Source organism: Negativibacillus massiliensis (genome assembly GCF_900148495.1).
In the GTDB taxonomy this organism is placed as follows: Bacteria; Bacillota; Clostridia; order Oscillospirales; family Ruminococcaceae; genus Negativibacillus; species Negativibacillus massiliensis.
Map to the genome: position 1 here is coordinate 1 of NZ_FTRU01000007.1, position 22,268 is coordinate 22,268.

Consider the following 22,268-nt stretch of genomic DNA (forward strand, 5'->3'; position numbering starts at 1 on the left):
AGGCGCGCCGCCAGCGTTCGTCCTGAGCCAGGATCAAACTCTTTGTAAATGGTATTACAACAACTTTCGTTGTTTTAATCATATAAAAGAATTTGAAACTTAACCTTCAAACGAAATCACTTGCGTTTGTAAAGTACTTTAAGCTTCAAAGAAATTAACTTGATTCTTTGCAATCATCATGATTGTTTGCTTTCATGTTGTTCAATTTTCAAGGTCCTGTGCTTTGTTCACCGAAGTGAACTCGTTTATTATATCACACTGTTTTCAGCTTGTCAAGCACTTTTTTCAAAGTTTTTTAATTTCTTTTTGAAACCGAAGTTTCAATCGAAATTGCTTGTTTTTGGCTTACTTATGAGCTTTTTAAGCTCTCGTGTGTCGCTGTCTCGCTGACAGCTCATATATAATATCATGCCCAAACTGATTTGTCAACACCTTTTTTGAAAAAAATCCAGATTTTTTCAAAAAAGTGGGAAAATCCCTCTTTTTCCCTTATCTATGCGGGTTTTCGGCGCGAAAAACTCCTCATTTCTTTATAAATCCAGCAGCAATTCTTTATTTTTGCTATTTTTCTTCTTTCTTTGTATAGCTATTTAGCGTATCTTCAATTCTTTTTCTTGCTTCCTGCCATTCAATTGTTCTTTCCGATTCCTCTACTAAATAAAACTCTGCCAGACGTTTTACCTTTTGAATTGGAATGATTCCTTCTATGTAACATTCTTCTGCAAAACGGATTGCCTTTTCTTCCATAATGTTTTCCTCCTGTCTGTCTGTTTGTTTACCAAGTAATGCCGCGCATATTGCTGCAACTATGACAATTAATATCACCCATATGATTTCCATCATATATTTTCACCGCCTTTCCGGATATTATCACAGTATGTTTCCCTCTTTCAAAATGTTCTCTTTCCAAATAAGAATTCTTTTTTTGCGGAATGGATAAATCCGGTATCTTTCGGCAAAACTGTTGTTGTACACATTAAAATCCTTCCTAAGGAGAGATATTATGATTTCCAGAGAACAAACTTCCAATCTGGTAAAACTGGCAATCCTGGTGATGATCAATCTCTGCATCATCTATTTTGCCTTTTCCCAGTCCCCCTCCTCCACCGTGGTATCTGCTGAAAAATCCACAATCGACGTTGTATCTCAGTATGGCTCCCAGAGTGATGAGGTAACTCAAATTCAAACCCGATTAAAATCGTGGGGATATTTCTCCGGACCTGTCACCGGATACTACGGTTCCCAAACAACCGAAGCAATCAAAAAATTTCAGCAAGCTCACGGACTTTCCGCTACCGGAGTTGCCGATGAAAAAACACTGGAACTGATTGGACTTCCTTCTTCCTCCTCATCTTCCGCTTCCGTGTCCAATTCTGACTTTGAGCTTCTTGCCCGCATCATTTCTGCAGAAGCCAGAGGAGAACCATATATTGGTCAGGTTGCTGTCGGTGCTGTCGTATTAAACCGTGTAGAATCTTCCTCTTTCCCTGACAGCATCTCCGGCGTTGTTTATCAGCCTGGTGCTTTCACCGCCATTACGGATGGACAGATTAATGAAGCTGTCACCGAATCGGCGCGTCGCGCCGCCCAGGAAGCACTCAATGGTTCCGATCCAACCGGTGGTGCGCTCTACTACTATAACCCGGATAAAACCTCAAACAAATGGATTCGTTCCCGTCCGGTTATTACCCAAATCGGCGATCACCTCTTCTGTTCCTAAACAAAAAGCCCAAAGCATCTGCTTTGGGCTTTTTGTTTTATTTTTTATCTGTCTCTTTTTATCTACTCAATACCAAACAACTTTTCTGCCTGTTCTCTGTTTAGATCACGTACATGATGAAGCTGCCGTCCTTCTGAATAAGAAAAAACGTAAACATCGCATCGACCGGTTCTCTTCTGCAAGATACTCTGTACAATCTTTATTTTTGCAATCCTTTGCGGGCGAATAATAACCTGATGCAAAGAAAAGCCTTTGGAATATCGCAGTGTATAACAATCCTGTTCGCAGGATATCCCCGCAGTATTGAGATCAATCAGCTTTACGATCAATAACCAAATCAGCGGACAGGTTGCCATAAACCCTACCCATGCAATCAGATCAATCCATCCCGGAAAAAGTATGCACAAAACTTCTCTGGCAACCTGCACTGCAATTAAAACAGCAACAGAACGCCAGGTATATCGAAAAGCAGATCGCAGTCGATGTGGGCAAATTGTTCTCGGTGAAACATGATATTCCGGAAGTAAAAGGTGCAGACTGTGCTGCAGCTTCTTTTTGCGCACACAGGGAATCAGTGCTGAAACATCATCCTTAAACTTACCGTAACCGACCGTTGAAAGGAAGATGGAATACACCCCCAGAATACAAGTAATCAGCGATCTTCTGATATCCAAATATCCGATTTTTTCCGTCTGGATTCGGTAGGTGCGTTTGGTCAGCAGCCCTGCCTGAATCTCCAGCATATTTTGCCTGCGCAAAACATGAAAATTTGCATGCCGGGCAAGACTTGCTATAAAGGCACACAGATAGCCAAAAAACAAAATGCATGCTGCCGCAAATGCTGCAGGAGGAACCCCGAATGCCAGCGTTCTTGCTACATTCTCAAAGGTACCATAAATCATTTCCGAAAACTGCTCTCCCAGCAAATTACCAACCTGTGTGATAAAGGTGGAGATTAACAGCATTCCCGCAAAGGAGTTTGACGTGATCATTGCCAGTAAGAACACATAACTGTTTTTTGGGGTATATTCCCGCATGGGAGACAGAGGAGTCAAACCCTGCGGTACCTGCAGCATTCTTACAATCTTCTGACAGTCCTTTTTACGCAGCATAACCTGTAGATCTGCGTTCTGAAGTCCTCCCCCCGGCGTATCGATTCGAAGATACACTGCACCAAACAGCCGAAGGCGCAGTGGCGCCAGCAGCGATACACAGCTGTATCTGGACGCAGGCAGGAAGCTTGTCTCCCTGCGAAAAATCCCCCTGTTTACCAGCAGTCCGTCTTCGGACACCTCTACTGTAAAGGTTACCCACAACAAAATACCCAAAGACAAAAAGGCAAACAGGAACAGGATATCCATCCATGCGCCCTGAACCCAACGGGAGATGTTTACCGCAAACTGAAATCCATTGGTCAAAGAAAAACTGTTGATGACAACATAATATAATCCGCGCACCAATGGTATCAACAAAATAAACAGATACCGCCAGAGGTTGCTGAGGATGTAGAGGGGATGAGGACGAAAACATTTAATCGTGGTCGTGTTCTCCATGCTCCACCTCCATCTTCTTTCCCAACTGTACCCGCAGCAGCCGCGCTTCCTCGTAATTGATACCGGAAATCCGCACTACTCCTCCTGCAGCATACAACCTCAGTGTTGCCAGATGCATTATTTTCTGAAGGGGGGTCTGACTGAGCTTGGTATACTGAAGATTGCGCACAAACACCGCATCCATCTGATTATAGATAACACCGCGACTGACCCGCACCAGCATCCCACTGACCGAATATCGGTAGAAATGATAGTACATTGGATAATAGACAAAACACAGCAGCAAAAATAACGACATCCACACAAAGGTCCAAATGGTAAACAGCCTTGCCGCCGTATAATAGAAAAAACCTCCCAAAACAGCCGGAGCGATGCAGAACAGCAGCAATCGGATTCTCCAGTAAGTCAGCGTTCTGGTTGGAAGACGTTGTCCTGTCAAACAGCCGTCCCTCCTTTCCCTTATCTTGTCTGATTGCCCAGACCTTTCATGGTCAACGAAATTCTCTTTCTTTTTAAATCAACATCCAAAACCTTTACCTTGACGATATCGCCCACTTTGAGCACCTCGGACGGATGCTTGATGTACCGGTCACAGATCTGGGACAGATGCACCAGACCATCCTCATGTACCGCAATGTCAACAAAGGCACCAAAATCGGTGACGTTCCGCACAGTACCGGTCAGGATCATATCCGGCTTCAAGTCCTTCATCTCCATGACATCGGTGCGCAGAAGCGGTTTTGGCAGTTCATCTCGCGGGTCTCTTCCCGGCTTTAACAGCTCTTCCATCATGTCTTTCAGGGTAGGCTCTCCTACGCCAATCCGACGTGCTGTCTGCTCTGTTCCACCCAGAGCCTGTACACGTTCCGGCAGCTGTGCAATTTCCCCGCTCAAAACATCCTGCATCTGGTACCCGCACAAGGTCAGCAGCTGTTTTGCCGCCTCATAGCTTTCCGGATGAACCCCGGTATGGTCAAATGGATTTTCGCTTTCAGATACCCGCAAGAAGCCTGCGCACTGCTCATACGCTTTCTTTCCCAGCTTGGACACAGATAACAGCTGGCTTCGTTTGGTAAAGGAACCGTTTTCCTCACGATACAGTACGATATTCTTTGCCACCGCCGCATTGATTCCCGCTACATAGGAAAGAAGGGACTGGCTGGCTGTATTTAAGTCCACGCCAACTTTGTTGACACAGTCTTCTACCACGCCTCCCAGCGCCGCATCCATCTCTTTTGGCGGCATATCGTGCTGATACTGTCCGACACCGATCGCCTTTGGGTCAATCTTAACCAGCTCTGCAAGCGGGTCCTGCAATCTTCTTGCAATTGATACGGCACTGCGCAGCGATACATCAAACTGTGGAAACTCCTCTGCTCCCAACTTGGATGCAGAATAAACCGACGCTCCTGCTTCGCTGACTACCATATAGGAAACCTTATGCTCCAGTTTTGGATTGAGCTCCCCTAAAAGTTCTGCTACAAAAATCTCCGATTCCTTGCTAGCAGTTCCATTGCCAATTGCGATCACTGTAACCCCGTATTTCTCAATTAAGCTGCCAAGCACCTGCTTTGCCTGCTCGGTGCGGTTCTGTGGAGGGGTCGGGTAAACAACAGTGGTATCCAGCACCTTTCCAGTCTCGTCTACCACCGCAATTTTACATCCGGTTCGGTATGCCGGGTCAAAGCCCATGGTAACACAGCCCTTGACCGGCGGCTGCATCAAAAGGTTCTTTAAGTTTTCTGAAAATACTCCGATTGCCTGTGCACAGGCTTTCTCGGTCAGTTGAGCGCGCAGTTCCCGTTCCAAGGAAGGAAAAATAAGCCTTTTAAAGCTGTCCTCACAGACTTCGTGAAGTGCCTTTCCAAAAGGGGAATTTCTGTGGATCACCTGATTTTCTATCATCTCGATACAAACCTGCTGATCGATTTCCACACTTACCTTCAAGGCTTCTTCCCGTTCTCCGCGGTCGATGGCAAGGATGCGGTGCGGCGCTATTCTGCGTACCGATTCACTGTATTCTGAATACATATCGTATATTTGATTTTCTTTTGTCCCTTTTGTTGTCGAAATTTGGGCGTTTTTCTGCAAATATTCCCGTAAACGACTGCGGATCTGTGCCGAGTCGCTGATCTCTTCTGCCAGGATATCCCCTGCACCGCTTAAAGCCTGCTCGACATCTTCCACGCCTTTTTCTGCATTTACATATCGGGCAGCTTCCTGTTCCAGATCTCCACCTGGCTTTTGCATCAGCATAAATTTTGCAAGCGGCTCCAATCCTTTTTCCCTTGCCACAGAAGCACGGGTCTTTCTTTTCTGTTTATAAGGCCGATACAAATCCTCTACTTCAGAAAGCATCTTTGCTTCTTCCAGGGCTTTCTGCATCTGCTCCATCTGTTTGCCATCCAGCTTGCCGCTGGCAGCAATCAGTTCCAGAACCTCCTGTTTCCTTTTTTCCAGATTGCGCAGATAATGGAGGCGTTCCTCCAAATTTCTCAAAATGGTGTCATCCAGTCCGCCGGTTACCTCTTTTCGGTAACGCGCAATAAAAGGAATCGTATTTCCTTCATCCATCAGTTTGACCGCACTTTCAATCTGCGTTTTAGGCACAGAAAGTTCCTGAGATAAAACTGCTATAATATCCATTTATCTTAAATCCTCCGTTTTATTTTTCTTTCACTATACCACAGATTTCCCTGTAAAAAAACAGAAAAATCGCCGTTTTATTATCCTAACTGTTATTTTTATATTGTATTTTCTGATTTGTTATAAAAATGTGTTTTCCAATTTGTAAATATATGTCGAATTATCGCTTTTAGTTATCAATTTTCACATAATAAAAGGACCCTGATTACAGGGTCCTTTTATTTAGGCAAGGTTGCTGATTTCTTTTCCATCCACTGCATTTTGGCAGTTTCCCAAAATCTGATATACAAGATCCTGAGAAGCAGTATACCTGCTTTCCCCATTGATCGAAATCAAAACGGAACCATCACCTGTCGGGATCAGTTCAATCACATCATCTGTACGCTGCTCATCCCGATAATCAATCGTCATCGTGAGTACCGTCTGCAGCGATGAGGTTTTGAAACTCATCTTATCCGGAGGAATTGCTGTTACTGTCTGATACAGATCCTCAAACAATTCTGTGTCTACCTGCTGTCCATTGCAGCTTACCTTTGTCTCATCCCCAGAATGCTCAACCACAAAATCATAGGAAGCATCTTCGGATGTTACAGAAAAACCAGAGAGCTCGGTCACCTCAACCGGTGTATAAACGCTTTGGGTCAGCTGCTCTGTCTGAACCTTCAGCCAACTGAGTCGGCTTGCAGACACCAGGTATACAAGAGGTGAACCTTCTTTCATTAAATACACATAGTTATTCCGATCTGGCGCAGAAGCTTTCAAGGTAAAGCTCTCTGCTCCATCAAACCAAACTGTCACAATTGAATAAGGCTGATCCAATCCAAAGGAAGCCAGCTCATCTTCGGTTGGAGAAACTGCCTCCACTGAATTTGCGTACAGAGAAAACAGTCCATCTGTCATCTGGGATGCTGAAGCTTCTGTAATGGTCTGTTCAAGCGGTGTCGTCAGGGTATATTCCTTTTCGCTGGACGATACCACACCCTCATCTTCCGATTCTGATTCTTCTTCCTGAACCGTTTTAATTTCCAGAGTAATTGGAGAAGGACGTACTGTTCCGGATAAGGTAATCGTCGCCTGTTCATATTCCGGTTCTATATCGGTAATCTGATTGTCTAAAAAAGAATAACGATCTTTTGCCAGAATGTCTGCAATTGCATTATCTATCAGATAGACCTGATCTCCATACTGAACATAAATACTATTGTTGTCCAGTGCATCATCTCCAAAGGTCAGGATCTCTTCTGTTCCTTCGGTGGTGACGATTTTCAGGATATATTGTGGTTGATCCAGCCCATATTGCGAAAGCTTCTGAGCCGAGTCACCGATCGTTTCCGCTTCGCTTTCCTCGGATAAGGAAAGAATTTCTCTGTCTGCCGTAAGGTCCGCAATACTTGCTGTCAGATTGTTTATATTCAAACTGGATACCGCTACTTCCTCAAATCCTTCTACTACAAACTGGTCTCCCTCATTAACCAGTGTAAAAGTGTCAACCGGATTTTCTATCGTAATGGTGTTAATGTCTTCCGATGACAGAGAAAGTAAATGAATTGTTTTATCCTCAGAAGATTGCGCACTGTTCTGTCCAGTTTGATCTCCTTCTGATTGAAACCGCACCATCAAAAAGATCAGTAAACCGGCCAGCAGCACCACCACAGCAAGGCTGATCAGCAGTGCTGTCGTTTGTTTCTTCATGTACAAACTTCCTTTCCCCAGATAAGTCGTTTAAGCATTGCGGCGTTTGAGCCATAGATACATTCCAAATCCCAAGGTAATGATCGGAACTGCAATCATAAAGGACAGTCCAATCAAAAATACCTGCGCGGTGTTCAACCCCAATTCCTGTCCTCCCAATGTCTTGGACTGAATTGCAATCACATTTTCCCTGTGGGTCAGGGTGTTGAGAACAGACAAATAATAATCGGCATTGGAAAAAGAACCGCTGGACAGGAGTGAATCACTTAAGGATACAGATGAACCATAAGCTACAATCTGGCTTGTTTTTCCATCCTCAAAGCTTTTCTTTGAAAGGATTGCCAAGGAAAATGGACCGTATTCTTCCGGCGTCCAATTTTCGAGATCAGATTCACTTTCATAAGGGATTACCGATGTTGTTTCACTTGACTGTAAAAGAACACTCGTAGAAATGTCCATATTGGTCTCAAATACTGTATCCAGAGGGCGGGCAAACGGCATAGTCAATGGAATTGAAATATCAGTCATGGTATCGGTTAATTCTGTATTTTCAATCTGTGTGGTCGAAAAATAAGGATTGGAATTGATAATCTTCCGATTATCTGTTTCAATCACAGAACTTGGTTCAACCGCAATGCCCCATTTTTCCAAAAACGCTTCCAGACGAGGCAGAACTGGCTGGGTGGTATCTGCAAAATAAAGCAGGGTCTTTTCTTCATTGTCACTTAAAAAAGCATCCAGCTTATCCAGAACGTCCTGATCAGGGTCATTGATTGGTGCCACCCAAATCAGTACATCAATATCTTCTGGTATTTCCTCGGTAGCAGGGCTCACAGAAACTACTTCAAAGTTATTGTTTTCCAAAAGCTGTACAAATCCGTCCGGATACTGCTCACTGTGTCCGGTTAGTACTCCTGCCTTTACCTGCGTTTCGGAAGTAACATTCATAATAGCAGAGGTCATTGCCTGTTCCGCTCTGGAAGAAGTAATATAATTTCCATAATAGGAACCGGATTCCACATTAAACAGGTCGTACGCCGTCAACGTCTGAGAACGATTTCCACTGGAAACGATAATATCTCCGATCTGGACATCCTCATAGGCTGAGGCAAGGGAAGGATTTTCCAGCAGGTCAACATATTCCAGGGTGATCTGATCCGAATATTTTTCGTACTGCTCAATTACCGAATGTGCCTGAACATAGTACTCACCGCTTGCCATAAAGTTTTCCTCCGATGTCATAACCTGAATGGATACCGGAGCAGAAAGATTTTCAATATATTCTTTGGATTGATCGGTGAGCTGAAATACTTTTTCCGGTGTCAGGTCGATGGTCACCGGATATCGATCGGTAATATAAACGGTCAAAACGTTTACCAAAACAATCGCTACCAAAATCAATACCGTCGTAATACTGGATAAAAACAGATATTTCTGCCGCCTTGTTTTCATCCAGCGCTTTTTCTTTTTTGTATGATCTTTTTCCATAGATGCAGCCTTCCTTATTTCTCATCATGTCGTTATCAATCTTTATATCGTTTTTAGGATACACGCCGGCGTTCCAGGTGACGCACTGTCAAAAATAAAAACAACGCTGTAATGCTGACAAAGAAAGTCAGGTCAGAAAGATTGAGCAAACCTCTGGTAAAGTCAAGATAATGCTGATAAAACGAAAGACCATCCATGATCTCCATTACTAAGGTACTGGAAATAACTGGTGTAAAGCTGTTGATAAACAGCAGCAGCATTCCAATTGCAAGAGATCCTACTGCGGCAATTACCTGATTTTCTGTCAGCGATGAAATATAAGTACCGATAGCACACAAAGCTGCACCCAGTAAAAACAATCCTAAAAAGTTTCCGCAGAAAACTGCAAGGTCTGGAACCTGAAAAAGGCACATTACCAGAAAATAAGCCAGCGTGATTCCCATTCCCAGTGTATACATGCTTAAAGATGCCAGAAATTTTCCCATCACGATGGATGGAAAACCTACTGGTGCGGTAAATAACGCCTGTTCTGTTTTCTGTTTCCTTTCTTCACTGAACAGTCTCATGGTAAGCATCGGAACCAAAAAAATAACGATTGAAAAAAGATTGGAAAAAACATAGCTCATATCGGTGGTATTGCTCACCAGCGAAGTTGCAAAAAAATAATATCCGGAAATTGCAAAAAACACTGCCAGAAAAACATATCCCACCGGAGAGGTCAGATAGGAGCGCATCTCCCTTTTATAAATTGCTGTCATGATCGGTTTCCTCCTCTTGTGTCTCCCCTTCTTTTGGTGTTACTGGGTCTGTTTTATTTTCTGTCAGATTGGTTTCTGTTGGAGCAGATGTTTGATCTCCAATCTGATCTTCAATTTCCTGTGCCTGATCCCCCGCAGTCAACCGGAGGAAAATTTCTTCCAGGTTCATGCTTCTCTTACTCATCGATAAAATAATACAATCTGCCTGACTCAGGGTTTTGAAAATGCTTCTTCGAATCGAAGTGCTGTCATGACAATCATCAGCAAGAAATACCGTATAGTTGTTTTTCTCTCCGGACTCCACCTTGACAACAGAAAGAATTTTTCTTAAAAGTTCCTGAATCGTTTTTTGATTTCCTTCAATTTCCATCTCGATCTGTCGGCTTCCGCTCAGATGCTCTGCCAACTCCTGTGTACTGCCATCTGCCACAATCCTGCCCTGATGCAAAATAATAATTCGATCGCACACTGCCTGAACCTCCGACAGGATATGAGAGGACAAAATAACCGTCCTTGTTTTTGCAAGCTGCCGAATCAGTTCTCTGATTTCAATAATCTGTGCTGGGTCCAGTCCTACTGTCGGTTCATCCAGAATCAAAATCTGCGGATCCCCCACCAGTGCCTGGGCAAGTCCTACTCTCTGCCGATAACCTTTGGAAAGATTTCGAATCATGCGCTCCTTCACATCAGAAATTTTGACCAGATCCATGATCTGCTGCAAATATTCTTCCTTCTTTTGGCTGATGTTTCGATTTTTCTTTACCTTTTTTAGATCGTAGATAAAGTGCAGATATTCCTTTACCGTCATATCCGGATAAACAGGCGGCTGCTCGGGAAGATATCCAATTTTTGTTTTTGCCTTAAGCGGATCGGTCAGCACATCAATCCCATCAATGACAACATCCCCATCCGAAGCCGAAAGATATCCGGTCAAAATGTTCATCGTGGTCGTTTTACCTGCACCGTTAATTCCTAAGAAACCAACTGCCTGCTTTCCTTCTATTGAAAAACTGATCGAATCGATCGCCTGCTTTTCCCCGTATCGCTTGCTGAGGTTGCGCACTTCCAGCAAAAAATCATCCCTCTCATCGTTAATCAAAACTTTTTTAAAGCTTTTTCCCATCTAGTGTACAGGATATCCCCTAAAAGAGTTTTAAGAAAATATTGGCAATTTTTAAAGTTTTTTTCAGATTATAAAAAGAAACCGACATTTTGTCAAAATGCCGGCTAAACTTTTTCGTAAACGCAAAAAAACGGATTCCAAAACTGGAATCCGTTTTTGGTGACCCGTGCGAGAATCGAACTCGCGATACCGCCGTGAAAGGGCGGTGTCTTAACCGCTTGACCAACGGGCCGGAAATAAAAACGAATTCTGACTGAGAATCCGTTTTGGTGACCCGTGCGAGAATCGAACTCGCGATACCGCCGTGAAAGGGCGGTGTCTTAACCGCTTGACCAACGGGCCAAATATGGTAGCGGCAGACGGATTTGAACCATCGACACTTCGGGTATGAACCGAATGCTCTAGCCAACTGAGCTATGCCGCCATATAAATGATTACAGTATTCAGCCGCAATCAACGAACTAAATTATATCGTATCTTTATTTCTTTGTCAATACCTTTTTTAAAAAAATTTCTTCTTTTTTGTTTTCTTTTGTAATTTCCAATCTATTGGATGCTTAAGCCATTTTCCCGCCCCTCCAAAATCGCTGGAAGAGCGGGAATTGCTTCCTATTTTATGATTCAAAAACAGCAAGACCCTCAAAACATTTTTTGCCTGATTCATTCTCGCCGCTTACATAGTAACCGATCATCGGCGCTTTGATGGTTTCTTCATCCAGCTCCTTAACAAAAATGGAAAGCTCTTCTCCCATCTTTGCCTCACTGTGATAATTGATTACCATTTTGCGCAGTGTCTTCTCCACCGTAGCTGAGAACGGAAGATTGTCCAGCAAAATATCCGCGTACTGTGTATTGTTAAGGTGTCCGTTGTCATCTGTACGGGAATAAGTTACCCGCTCGGTATTTACCTTTTGTGCATCCCGCACCTTTGGAATGGTAAAGTCATGTTCTTTCTCAATTGGAAGATTAAATGGAAAGTGCATTTCTTCCGGTGGATTGCGCAGAATTTTTCTGGTATCGGTATCCACCAGTACCCATTTGGAATCCTGTGCTGCTACTTCCTGACCCTGTTCATTAAAAAAGCGGGTATAACGGCTGTATACCGCACGATTAGGCGAAGATGGACGCGTTACCATCCGGATTTTGTCCCCAACACAAATTTCCCCATAGATTTCCAACGAGGCTTTTGCCAGTAAAAAAACAGTGTGGGTTTTATGATAAACATCGATTGTCATTCCGATCGAGTTACAGTGGTTGGTGCTGATTGCCTGACACTGGGACATCAGTGCTCCCGCTTTAATTCTTCCATTACAATCACATTCATATTGTCCCACAATAAAGCTTTCTTCATACTGTTGATAACCTTCTGTGTTCTGCAAAATTTCTTCCTCCTTTTTATCCATTTCTTTCCTTATTTTTTATCTTGTATTTTCTTATTATAGCGCGCTCTTTCTTTTTTCACAAGTTATTATACTATTTGTATTATTAACATGTGGTTGAATTGTTTTAAACTTTTTGACTTTCAACATTCTGCTCGTATCATCCATTTCATATGTATGAAATCATCTTCCTTTTACCTTCTTTGTTGAAAAAAGGATACCCGCATCAAATAATGTTCGATGCGGGTATCCTTTTATATTATTTTATTCTATTAACTACTTTGTCAATTTGTCTGCAAGCTCTTTTAAATCGTCCTGATTATAGAACTGAATCTGAAGAATTCCACTGTTTCCGTTGCGTACGATTCTTACCTTACGGCCTAATTCATTTCCCAAAGCAAGTTCCATTTCGGTAAAGAAAGCTGCCTGGCCTCCCCAAACATCCTCCTGCTCTCCGAACTGTCCTGCAGAAACTTCCTCTCGATGTTCCGCCTGTTCTTTGGTCATCTTTTCAATATCACGAACCGAATACTTTCCGGTTTTTACCTTCTGAGCAACCTCCACAATCTGGTCTGCATCTTCAAAGGCAAGCAATGCACGTGCATGACCTGGAGAAACTTCTCCTTCTTCCACCATTTCCATAACTTTATGCGGCAGATTGAGCAGACGTAATGCATTCGCAACCGCTGGTCGGGATTTTCCAACTCGCTTTGCAACCTGCTCCTGTGTCATTCCATAGCGTTCCATCAACATTTTATAGCCGGATGCTTCCTCAATTGCATTCAGATCTTCTCGCTGCAGGTTCTCGATCAGAGCAATTTCCATTGCCTGCTCTTCATCCATATCCCGGATTACAACCGGAACTTCGCGCAATCCTGCCATTCGGCTGGCTCTCCAGCGGCGCTCACCTGCAACCAGCTGATAGCCGCCTGTTGAAAGCGGACGCACCAGCAACGGCTGAAGCACTCCATGTTCCTTAATCGAATCAGCAAGCTCATTTAAACTTTCTTCCGAAAAGACTTTTCGAGGCTGATCCTTATTTGGTTCAATCTCACTTAAGCGCAGCGTTACGATTCCGGAATCAGCTGTCTCGTTATCCATAAACAGGGCGTCCAGACCTTTTCCCAATCCACCTTTTTTCGCCTTTGTCATGATCTTTCCTCCCTACTTTTTCTTTACACGATACTTTTTCAAAAATTCTTTAGTCAGTTCCAGATATGCTTTTGCTCCCCTGGAATTCTGGTCGAAGTAGATTGCTGGCATACCAAAACTTGGTGCTTCGGACAAACGAACATTTCTTGGAATCACTGTTTTGTACACTTTATCTGGAAAATGGCTTCTTACTTCCTCTTCCACCTGTTCGGTCAGTTTCAGTCTGCTGTCATACATGGTAAGCAGAATTCCTTCCAGCTCAATCACCGGATTGTACAGGCGTTTCACCTGCTTGATCGTTGCCATCAGCTGGGACAAACCTTCCAGCGCGTAGTATTCACACTGAATTGGAACAATAACACTGTCACAGGCAGAAAAGGCATTCAGTGTCACCAATCCCATAGACGGTGGACAGTCGATCAAAATATAATCATACTGATCCCGAATCGGAGCCAAAGCCTGTCTTAATCTCAGAGTTCTTTCGCTCAGTTCTACCAGCTCGATCTCTGCTGCCGCCAGATCAATACTGGACGGAATCAGGTCAACATTTTTAAACTCTGTTTTTACAATAGCTTCCGCTGCGCGTTCGTCTCCTGTTAAAAGATGATAGGTGGAAATTTCCACCTCACGTTTATTGATTCCTAATCCACTGGTGGAATTTCCCTGCGAGTCAATATCAACCAGCAGACATTTTTTTCCCGACTTTCCAAGACCGGCAGTCAGATTAATTACCGAAGTTGTTTTTCCAACTCCACCTTTCTGGTTTGCAACAGCAATAATCTTTCCCATTTGGATTCGTCTGTCTCCTTTCGTTTTCCCCATCTCGATATCATCAGAGCATTTATCTTAAAAAATGCCCGTTTTATCCCGAAGTTGGATAAGAATGGGCACAAAAATCATGGATTTTAGTTAAATTATAGCATAATAAGGACAAAAATAAAAGAAAAAAGGGTCGGGTTTGTGTTTTTCTTTGTCTTTTTTCTTGTTTTATGTTTCATGTGAAACTTTTTCATCCATAAAGATCCGGAGAACAACGGTACATAAGAGCTGTAAAAAATTTGAACTCTTATGCAATAAACTCCCCTCCACCCTGACACTTATTGAGTAAAGGAGAAGACATTTTCTTTAAATTAAAAGTTGTCTTTTAACAGGAGGTTCTTTTATGAAAAAAATTCTTTCGGTAGCACTTTGTGCTGCAATGATTCTTTCCATGGCAAGTGTTTCCTATGCTTCGGATGTAAAGCCAACCCTTTCCAATGCTGCACAGACTACAACGGTGAAATCGAAAACAATTAAACCAGTAACTACTGTCTCTGAACCAGATATTCCGGAAGATATCGATGAACAGTATACCTATCTGATGGAGAACCAAACTCCTGCTGAATTCATTGAGAGCTTACAGAAATTTGGTGCAAAAACTTCCTCTATGCTCTTAAGTAAAGAAACCGAAAATCAGACCTACTCCCCTGTCAGCTTTGCCTACGCTCTGGGTATTCTGGGCAGCGGTGCAAAAGGTACAACTGCTCAGAATATTGCCAAAGCACTGGAATCTAACAGCATGAGCACTGTATCGGATGGCTTAAATAAATTCTACAACTCCAACTACAGCGATGAAGAGAACAGCGTTCTTAAAATTGCAAACTCTCTCTGGATGCAGGATAACTACAACTTCAAAACATCCTTCACCAAAAATGCTGCTGAAAAATTCTATGCATCTTCCTACTCGGTTGATTTTAAAAAGCAGGCTACCGCTGATGCTATGGCAAAATGGATTTCTGAGCAGACCGGCGGATTGCTCAATCCAACCTTTGAACCAAACCCAGATCAGGTACTCTCCATCATCAACACTCTCTATTTTGAAGGTGCATGGGCAAACAACTTTAAAGCAGAAAACAACACAACCGGAAAATTTACCCTTGCTGACGGGAAACAGGTTGATGTAACCTATATGAACCAGGAATTTAAAGGCAGTTCGTATTATGAAACCGATGACTACACCATGTTTGAGGTTCCATTTATGGACGGTCAGACCATGAACTTTGTCCTTCCAAAAGAGGGTAACTCTCTGGAATCTCTGCTCGATCAGGAAAGCATGGAAGAAATTCTTTCTGAGCAGGACAGTGAATCGGTAAAATATGCTGATGTAAATCTCAAACTTCCAAAATTCAGCTTTGATACCGAATTTAATCTGAATCAGACCTGCAAAGATCTCGGACTGAATGAACTCTTTACCGGTGAAGCAGATCTTTCCGGCATTACCGATGGCGATGTTGCGGTATCGGACGTTAAACAGGAAAGCCACATTGAAGTAGATGAAAATGGCTGTAAAGCTGCTGCTTACACCAAGATGGATATCATGAAGATGAGCATGCCGGTTGAGATGGAAAAATATAATTTCAATCTGGACAGACCATTCCTGTTCGTGATCGAATCTCAGGACAATGCTCCTCTGTTTGTTGGTACCGTTTATAACCCTGCTAAATAGAAATCCACATCACCCTTTTGATAAATCCACATAAAAAAACAGCTCGCAAAAGCGAGCTGTTTTTTTATGCTTTATTTTTTCTTGCTGTAAGCACTTTCTTTTGGAATACGGATGGTGTAAACCACTTCATCCTCTTCTTCCTGCATCTGTGTCTTTGCCTCGATGCCGGAAAGTTTCATTGTTTCCAGAGCTTTATCAATTGTGTTAAAGAAAATCTTCAGATCCTTTACTACAAACAGTTCTTTTTTCTTTGGCTTTTCTTCTTTTTTACCGATCAGCTGTGCAATGTATTTCTCTGTCTGGGAAACGTTCATTTCCTTTTCCGAAATCTCTTTTACTGCTTTCAACAGTACTTCGTCGCCCTGTTCATTCAGGTTGAGCAGCGCTCTTGCATGACGTTCTGTCAGATTTGCAGCCAAGATTGCCTCCCTGACCTCTTCAGAGAACTGCAGCAAACGCAGCTTATTTGCAATTGTAGACTGGTTTTTACCCAGCTTCTTTGCAACTGCCTGCTGAGTGTGTCCAACCATCTTCATCAGCTTCTGAATTGCCATTGCTTCCTCAAAATAGTTAAGGTCACATCTCTGGATGTTTTCAATCAGTGCCAACGCACTGCTTCTTTCTTCATCCATGCTGGTCAAAATCGCGGGAACTTCCTGCATGCGCAGCTTTCTGCAAGCAAGCAGTCTTCTTTCTCCTGCAACCAGCTGATAGTTTCCATCCTCCATCGGAAGCACTGTGATTGGCTGAAGCAGACCGTACTGTGCAATACTGGTTGCCAACTGGTCAATTTTCTCATCATCAAACACTTTTCGTGGCTGATATGGATTTGGTTTAATTTTATATTCTGGAATCAAAATTACCTTATTGATCATTTTCTGTTTTGCAAGCAGTGCTTTCATAACAGGATCGCCTCCTCAATCTTACATGGTTCCCAAAGCATTCCCTGTCCGAAACACAATCCGGACAGGGATGTTTGAGATATGATGGGAGCAGAAATGTTTTTGCAGGAACAGCTTAAGGGCTCACCGTTCCTGCCGAGCAAAAGAAAGGAAAATAGGAATAGAAAAGGCATGGATCACGAACCGGTTGTCCTGTCCGTGTCCATGAACATATCATAGCACATGTTATTCCCAATTTCCAGAAGAATCGTTCGTCAACATTCGACTCCCTCTGCTTTCATTTTCTTTAAATAATCGGTTTTTTTGCCATTTTGGCAGCAGTTCTGGGGAACTGTGGCGGAGTCTGCGATATTTTCTTAATCAGAACAATACTTCTTCCACTCTCATCCGGCAAAGTAAACTGCAAGACTTTTTCCACTTTACCGCCCATAGTTGCAATTGCGTTTTTGGATTCTTTGATTTCTTCCTCAACATCCGGACCTTTGAGAGAAACAAAATATCCGCCCACCTTCACATACGGCAGGCAATACTCTGCCAAGTCTCGCAGGTTTGCCACCGCTCTTGCAGTTGCAAAATCAAACTTTTCCCGCAATGTTTTCTGTTTGCCGCCATCCTCTGCGCGGGAATGAATAAAGGTGCAGTCCAGTCCCAGTTTGTCGTTGACTTCTTTTAAAAAGGTCAGGCGTTTCTGCAAGCTGTCCAGCATGGTAACCTTCAAATCTTCTCTTGCAATCTTTACCGGCATGGATGGAAAACCTGCTCCGGTTCCCACGTCGATCAGACTTGCTCCCTCTGGCAGCTCCACCGCTTTGAGCAGCAGCAGGCTGTCCACAAAGTGCTTGAGCACAATCTCTCTTGGCTCGGTGATTGCCGTCAGATTCATTTTTTCATTCCACTCCACCAAAAGCTGCGCATAAGTATCCAACTTATCCGGCGCAGATTCCGGCAGATTGATTTCAAAATCATGGCAGCTATCCAAAAGCAGCTGTTTATCGATCATATTTCTGTCCTTCCTGCGGCAAACGCTGTTTTTCCGTCCGCCGCGACAAAATGTTTCATGTGAAACTTTTTTATTTTACTTTTCCTTACAGCTTTCCATATAGATCAACAGAACCGAAATATCGGCCGGGCTGACACCGGAAATACGGGATGCCTGTCCGATACTGTGCGGACGAATTCGCTGGAGCTTTTCGATTGCTTCCAGACGCAGTCCCCTTACCTCTTCATAGTTGATGTCTTCCGGTATTTTTCTGGTTTCCAGTCTGCGCATCTGCTCTACCTGAATCAGCTGTTTCTGGATATAACCCTCATACTTGATCTGAATTTCCACCTGCTCGGTCACTTCATCCGGCAGATGCGGACGTTCTGTATCAAACGGCTCCAGATCTTTATAGCTTACCTGCGGACGTCGAATCAAATCCGATGCATGCGCACCTGTTTCCATTGGAGCGGTTCCTCTGCTTTCGAGCATCTCGTTGAGCTCTTTGGACGGACCAAAGGTAAGTTTTTCGATTCTCTTTCTTTCCTGCTCGATCAGTTCCTGTTTGTGCAGGTAATGCTGCCAGCGTTCTTCACTGATTAAACCAATCTCATGCCCGATCGGAGTCAATCTCTGATCCGCATTATCCTGACGCAGCAGCAAACGATATTCCGAACGGCTGGTCATCATGCGGTAAGGATCAGAACAGCCCTTGGTAACCAGGTCATCAATCAGGGTTCCAATATAGCTGGATGCACGATCCAGAATCACTGGTTCTTTTCCCTGTACCTTTCTTGCCGCATTGATTCCGGCGATCAATCCCTGTGCCGCTGCTTCTTCGTATCCGGATGTTCCGTTAAACTGTCCGGCACCATACAAACCTTCTGCCTTTAAAAATTCCAGAGAAGCTTTCAAGTCCAGCGGATCGATACAATCATATTCGATCGCATAGGCGTTTCGCATGATCTTTACATTTTCAAATCCAACAATCGAACGATAGATCTGAACCTGTACATCTTCCGGCAGAGAGGACGATAATCCCTGCAAATACATCTCTTCGGTGTGCAGTCCTACTGGTTCCACAAAGGACTGATGTCTCGGTTTTTCCGAAAAACGCATTACCTTGTCCTCGATACTTGGACAATAACGAGGACCCACTCCTTCGATCATACCGCCGTATAATGGAGAGCGGTGGATGTTGTCCCGAATGATCTGATGTGTTTTTTCATTGGTGTAAGCAATGTGGCAGACCACCTGATTTTTTAATCCTTCCCTTGGTGTTTCAAAGGAAAATGGAATGATCGGTTCATCGCCTGCCTGTACTTCCAGCTTGCTGTAATCGATGCTGTCCCGTCTGACTCGTGCCGGTGTTCCTGTTTTAAAACGTCTGAGATGGATTCCCAGCCGCTCCAAAGCTTCGCTTAGCCCAATCGCTGCATGCAGTCCATCCGGACCACTTTCATAGGAAACATCTCCAACATAAATTCTTCCATGCAGGAAGGTTCCCGAACAGATAATGGCTGTCTTTACCTCATATACCGCACCAAGCTTGGTAACCAGCTCTTTTAGCGCGCCATTTTCATCTGTACGGATATCGCAGATTTCTGCCTGAATGATGTCCAGACCATCCTGAAGCTCAAGTCGGTGCTTCATCTCCTTGTGATACTCATCGCGGTCTGACTGAACCCTCAGGCTGTGAACCGCCGGACCTTTTCCCCGATTGAGCATTCTGCTCTGCAAAAAGGTCGCATCTGCCGCTTTTCCCATCTCGCCGCCCAGTGCATCAATTTCGCGGACAAGATGTCCCTTTGCTGTACCGCCGATGGATGGGTTACACGGCATATTTCCAATTGCATCGAGAGACATGGTAAAGATTGCTGTTTTTGCACCCAGCCTTGCCGCTGCAAGAGCTGCTTCGATTCCGGCATGTCCGGCACCAATTACCGCAACCTCATAGTCCCCCATTTTGTATTCCATTCTATCATTCCTTTCCAGAGGTTTTCCCATACGGAAAACCTTGGCTAATTTTCCACTATTTTCCGACACAGAAGCGTTCAAATACCTGATTGATTACCGCTTCCGAAGCTCTTTCTCCAGTCAGTTCCAGCAGACTGTCAATCGCTGAATCGATGCAGACATTTACTGCATCCAACGTCTCTCCAACTTCCAGAGCCTGTCTTGCTTCATCCATTGTCTTGGTTGCCTGTTCTACGCAGGCACGCTGACGCTCGTTTGCAATAATTCCAGAAGAAGAATCCAGACTGGACAGCTGCAAAAGCTCCCGCACCTCTCGTTCCAGAGCCTGCACTCCTTCTCCTGCACTGGCAGAAAGTTCAGCAATGTGTGGGATCTTTTCCCGAATCGTTTCCACGTCGATCTTTCTTTCCAGGTCTGTTTTATTGATTACTGCAACAACCGGACGATCTTTGATCTTTTCAATCAGTTCCAAATCCTCGGCGGACAATTCTTCCGAGCTGTCAAAAACTGCAAGTACCAGATAACTACTGTTGAGTCTCTTTCTCGCAAGCTCAACACCCATCTTTTCCACTGGATCGTCGGTATCGCGCAGACCAGCAGTATCTGCCAGATGCAGCACAACATCTCCCAAGCGGATGGTATCTTCCACGATATCTCTCGTGGTTCCCGGAATCTGGGTCACGATACTTTTCTGTTCTCCGGAAAGCAGGTTCATCAAAGTCGACTTTCCGACATTTGGTCTGCCGACAATAACAGTGCTGACACCTTCCCTCAAAACCCTACCGGTATCATATTCCTTTAAAATGGTGTGGAGCGAATCGCAGATATCCATGACACTTTGATTTAAGTTCTCGCCGGATACCTCGTCAATATCCTCGTCCGGATAGTCAATCCACGCTGCCAGTGCTGCTGATACTCCCAGCATCTTGTCCACAACACGATGGATCTTCTGAAAGACTGCACCATCTTTGGCGCTCAATGCAGCCTGTGCGCTCTGCTGGCCCTGAGAGGCAATCAGATCGACCACTGCTTCCGCCTGAGTCAGGCTCATCTTTCCGTTTAAAAATGCTCTGCGGGTAAATTCTCCTGCCTGAGCTGGTCTTGCTCCTGCCGAGATGCAGGCACGCAAGGTCCTTTGTACCAGATAGATTCCGCCATGACAGCAGATTTCTACCACATCTTCTCCTGTATAGCTGCGCGGTGTGCGGTATACGAACACAACCGCTTCATCAATTTCTCCCTGTTCATCATGCAGCCGTCCAAACAGACCATGGTATCCGCCTGTTTCAGAAACGGTTTTATGGGAAACGGATACAAAAATCTGATCCGCTATCTCAAACGCCTGAGGGCCGGACATGCGCACCATTCCGATACCGCCTGCCGCCACCGGCGTAGAAATCGCCGCAATGGTATCTCCGGAAAAAGTACCGTTCATCGTAATTCTTCCTTTCTCAAAATCTCTTCCTGTTTCTTTCCATAGATATCTTTATTATAACAAAAAAACTGCTTTCTGCAAAGTATACCATATCCAAAAATGGCTTGTTTTTGCGCATTTTCCTGTTGTTTCCAAAAAGAAAAAGCGTGCCGAGAACTCGGCACGCTCAATATTATGCTGCTTTGTTTGTTTGGTTGTTTTTCGCTTCCCTGACCAGACAATACTGAAGCAGATCCGGATAGTGGTCAATGGTATCATACAGTTTAAATCCAAATCGATGATACATTGCCACGTTCTTTGGGTTGTGCGTTTCCAGGCTGACCAGAAGATTTCTCTGATCTGCGTAATCCAGAACGGTATTCATCAGATATTTTGCAAGTCCGCGTCCCTGACAGGATGGACGAACTGCCAGATAAATGATATGCAGTCGGTTTTCGTCCAGTTCTTCTGTCCAACTACTGTTAAGATAGTCTCTTCCTCTTAAGAAGTTAAAGAAGGTTTCCAATGATGGGTCATCACGTATCAAACATGCATTGGTTTTAATGACGCTGTACAGTTGATCTGCAAAATACTTAAATGGGTTATACGGCTTGGTTTCGTCCGATACCACGACAATTGCTTCCAGATTTTCGTTATTGGCATAAATTTCGCAGTCTTCAAACATTTCGTCCAGGTCACAACGGAACAATTCCGGCAACAATTTTTCTCGTTTTTCCTCATCCGGTATCAATTCCTGATACAGCGGGTCATTGGTAAAGCACTCTGTAAGCAGTGCAATCAGTTTTGCCTCATCTTCTCTGGTAACCCGATATAATAGATCGGTGTCCATGATTTCACTCACCTTTGAATCGTAAAAAAGATTGATTGTACGTTGTGCTGCAGCTTTTATTTTGTTGTCCCCGGGTGTCTTTATTATAACCTGAGCTGGCTGTTTTTCTCAAACTCTGCCTTTCCGAAAATTTCGCTTCTTTTGATTGCC

18 protein-coding genes and 3 tRNA genes are annotated in these 22,268 nt (G+C 43.9%); 2 read left to right on the forward strand and 19 right to left on the reverse strand.

What is annotated here, in order from left to right; all coding sequences use genetic code 11:
- Positions 1–561: 561 nt before the first annotated feature.
- Positions 562–843: a hypothetical protein gene (locus BQ5375_RS02720; protein ID WP_022131421.1), complete on the reverse strand. Its 282-nt coding sequence runs from the start codon at positions 841–843 to the stop codon at positions 562–564.
- A gap of 160 nt (positions 844–1,003) precedes the next feature.
- Here BQ5375_RS02720 and sleB point away from each other — a divergent pair, with 160 nt between their 5' ends.
- Positions 1,004–1,720 (forward strand): spore cortex-lytic enzyme, encoded by a 717-nt coding sequence (gene sleB, locus BQ5375_RS02725; protein WP_022131420.1) that lies wholly within the window; start codon positions 1,004–1,006, stop codon positions 1,718–1,720.
- 62 nt (positions 1,721–1,782) lie between these two features.
- Here sleB and BQ5375_RS02730 read toward each other — a convergent pair whose 3' ends face one another.
- From BQ5375_RS02730 to BQ5375_RS02790, 13 genes are all read right to left on the reverse strand, one after another.
- On the reverse strand, positions 1,783–3,273 hold the full coding sequence (locus BQ5375_RS02730; RefSeq protein ID WP_022131419.1) for a PH domain-containing protein: 1,491 nt from the start codon (positions 3,271–3,273) through the stop codon (positions 1,783–1,785).
- Positions 3,251–3,712, reverse strand: a complete 462-nt coding sequence (locus BQ5375_RS02735; RefSeq protein ID WP_022131418.1) for a PH domain-containing protein — start codon at positions 3,710–3,712, stop codon at positions 3,251–3,253. Before BQ5375_RS02735 ends, BQ5375_RS02730 begins: the two co-directional genes overlap by 23 nt.
- 20 nt (positions 3,713–3,732) lie before the next feature.
- Positions 3,733–5,919 carry a Tex family protein gene (locus BQ5375_RS02740; protein WP_076917381.1) on the reverse strand — a complete coding sequence of 729 codons (2,187 nt, stop codon included), beginning with the start codon at positions 5,917–5,919 and terminating at the stop codon, positions 3,733–3,735.
- A gap of 222 nt (positions 5,920–6,141) precedes the next feature.
- Complete coding sequence (locus BQ5375_RS02745; RefSeq protein ID WP_076917382.1) at positions 6,142–7,611, reverse strand: DUF4340 domain-containing protein; 1,470 nt, start codon at positions 7,609–7,611, stop codon at positions 6,142–6,144.
- Positions 7,612–7,641: 30 nt separating this feature from the next.
- Complete coding sequence (locus BQ5375_RS02750) at positions 7,642–9,099, reverse strand: GldG family protein (protein ID WP_022131414.1); 1,458 nt, start codon at positions 9,097–9,099, stop codon at positions 7,642–7,644.
- Positions 9,100–9,152: 53 nt separating this feature from the next.
- Positions 9,153–9,857: an ABC transporter permease gene (locus BQ5375_RS02755; RefSeq protein WP_022131413.1), complete on the reverse strand. Its 705-nt coding sequence runs from the start codon at positions 9,855–9,857 to the stop codon at positions 9,153–9,155.
- Positions 9,841–10,980 (reverse strand): ABC transporter ATP-binding protein, encoded by a 1,140-nt coding sequence (locus BQ5375_RS02760; RefSeq protein WP_022131412.1) that lies wholly within the window; start codon positions 10,978–10,980, stop codon positions 9,841–9,843. Before BQ5375_RS02760 ends, BQ5375_RS02755 begins: the two co-directional genes overlap by 17 nt.
- 157 nt (positions 10,981–11,137) lie before the next feature.
- Positions 11,138–11,212 (reverse strand) — tRNA-Glu (locus BQ5375_RS02765).
- Between the two features lie 35 nt (positions 11,213–11,247).
- A tRNA-Glu gene (locus BQ5375_RS02770) sits at positions 11,248–11,322 on the reverse strand.
- Positions 11,323–11,327: 5 nt separating this feature from the next.
- Positions 11,328–11,404 (reverse strand) — tRNA-Met (locus tag BQ5375_RS02775).
- Positions 11,405–11,594: 190 nt separating this feature from the next.
- Positions 11,595–12,359, reverse strand: a complete 765-nt coding sequence (locus BQ5375_RS02780) for an acyl-[acyl-carrier-protein] thioesterase (protein ID WP_159438016.1) — start codon at positions 12,357–12,359, stop codon at positions 11,595–11,597.
- A gap of 276 nt (positions 12,360–12,635) precedes the next feature.
- Positions 12,636–13,511, reverse strand: coding sequence for a ParB/RepB/Spo0J family partition protein (locus tag BQ5375_RS02785; protein WP_022131484.1), 876 nt, complete (start codon positions 13,509–13,511; stop codon positions 12,636–12,638).
- Positions 13,512–13,523: 12 nt separating this feature from the next.
- The gene (locus BQ5375_RS02790) at positions 13,524–14,300 is read right to left on the reverse strand and encodes a ParA family protein (RefSeq protein ID WP_022131483.1); all 777 of its coding nucleotides are present in this window, start codon (positions 14,298–14,300) and stop codon (positions 13,524–13,526) included.
- Between the two features lie 373 nt (positions 14,301–14,673).
- Here BQ5375_RS02790 and BQ5375_RS02795 point away from each other — a divergent pair, with 373 nt between their 5' ends.
- Positions 14,674–15,996: a serpin family protein gene (locus tag BQ5375_RS02795; RefSeq protein WP_022131482.1), complete on the forward strand. Its 1,323-nt coding sequence runs from the start codon at positions 14,674–14,676 to the stop codon at positions 15,994–15,996.
- A 71-nt stretch (positions 15,997–16,067) separates the two neighbouring features.
- Here BQ5375_RS02795 and BQ5375_RS02800 read toward each other — a convergent pair whose 3' ends face one another.
- The 5 genes from BQ5375_RS02800 to BQ5375_RS02820 all read right to left on the reverse strand — a co-directional run bounded on the left by BQ5375_RS02800 (position 16,068) and on the right by BQ5375_RS02820 (position 22,118).
- On the reverse strand, positions 16,068–16,898 hold the full coding sequence (locus BQ5375_RS02800; RefSeq protein WP_022131481.1) for a ParB/RepB/Spo0J family partition protein: 831 nt from the start codon (positions 16,896–16,898) through the stop codon (positions 16,068–16,070).
- A 286-nt stretch (positions 16,899–17,184) separates the two neighbouring features.
- Positions 17,185–17,898: a 16S rRNA (guanine(527)-N(7))-methyltransferase RsmG gene (gene rsmG, locus BQ5375_RS02805; RefSeq protein ID WP_022131480.1), complete on the reverse strand. Its 714-nt coding sequence runs from the start codon at positions 17,896–17,898 to the stop codon at positions 17,185–17,187.
- 75 nt (positions 17,899–17,973) lie between these two features.
- Complete coding sequence (mnmG, locus tag BQ5375_RS02810) at positions 17,974–19,854, reverse strand: tRNA uridine-5-carboxymethylaminomethyl(34) synthesis enzyme MnmG (RefSeq protein WP_022131479.1); 1,881 nt, start codon at positions 19,852–19,854, stop codon at positions 17,974–17,976.
- Positions 19,855–19,909: 55 nt separating this feature from the next.
- A complete protein-coding gene (mnmE, locus tag BQ5375_RS02815) occupies positions 19,910–21,289 on the reverse strand; it encodes a tRNA uridine-5-carboxymethylaminomethyl(34) synthesis GTPase MnmE (RefSeq protein WP_022131478.1) in 1,380 nt (459 codons plus the stop codon).
- A gap of 172 nt (positions 21,290–21,461) precedes the next feature.
- Entirely contained in the window at positions 21,462–22,118 is a 657-nt protein-coding gene (locus BQ5375_RS02820; protein WP_022131477.1) for a GNAT family N-acetyltransferase, read from the reverse strand.
- Positions 22,119–22,268 lie beyond the last annotated feature (150 nt).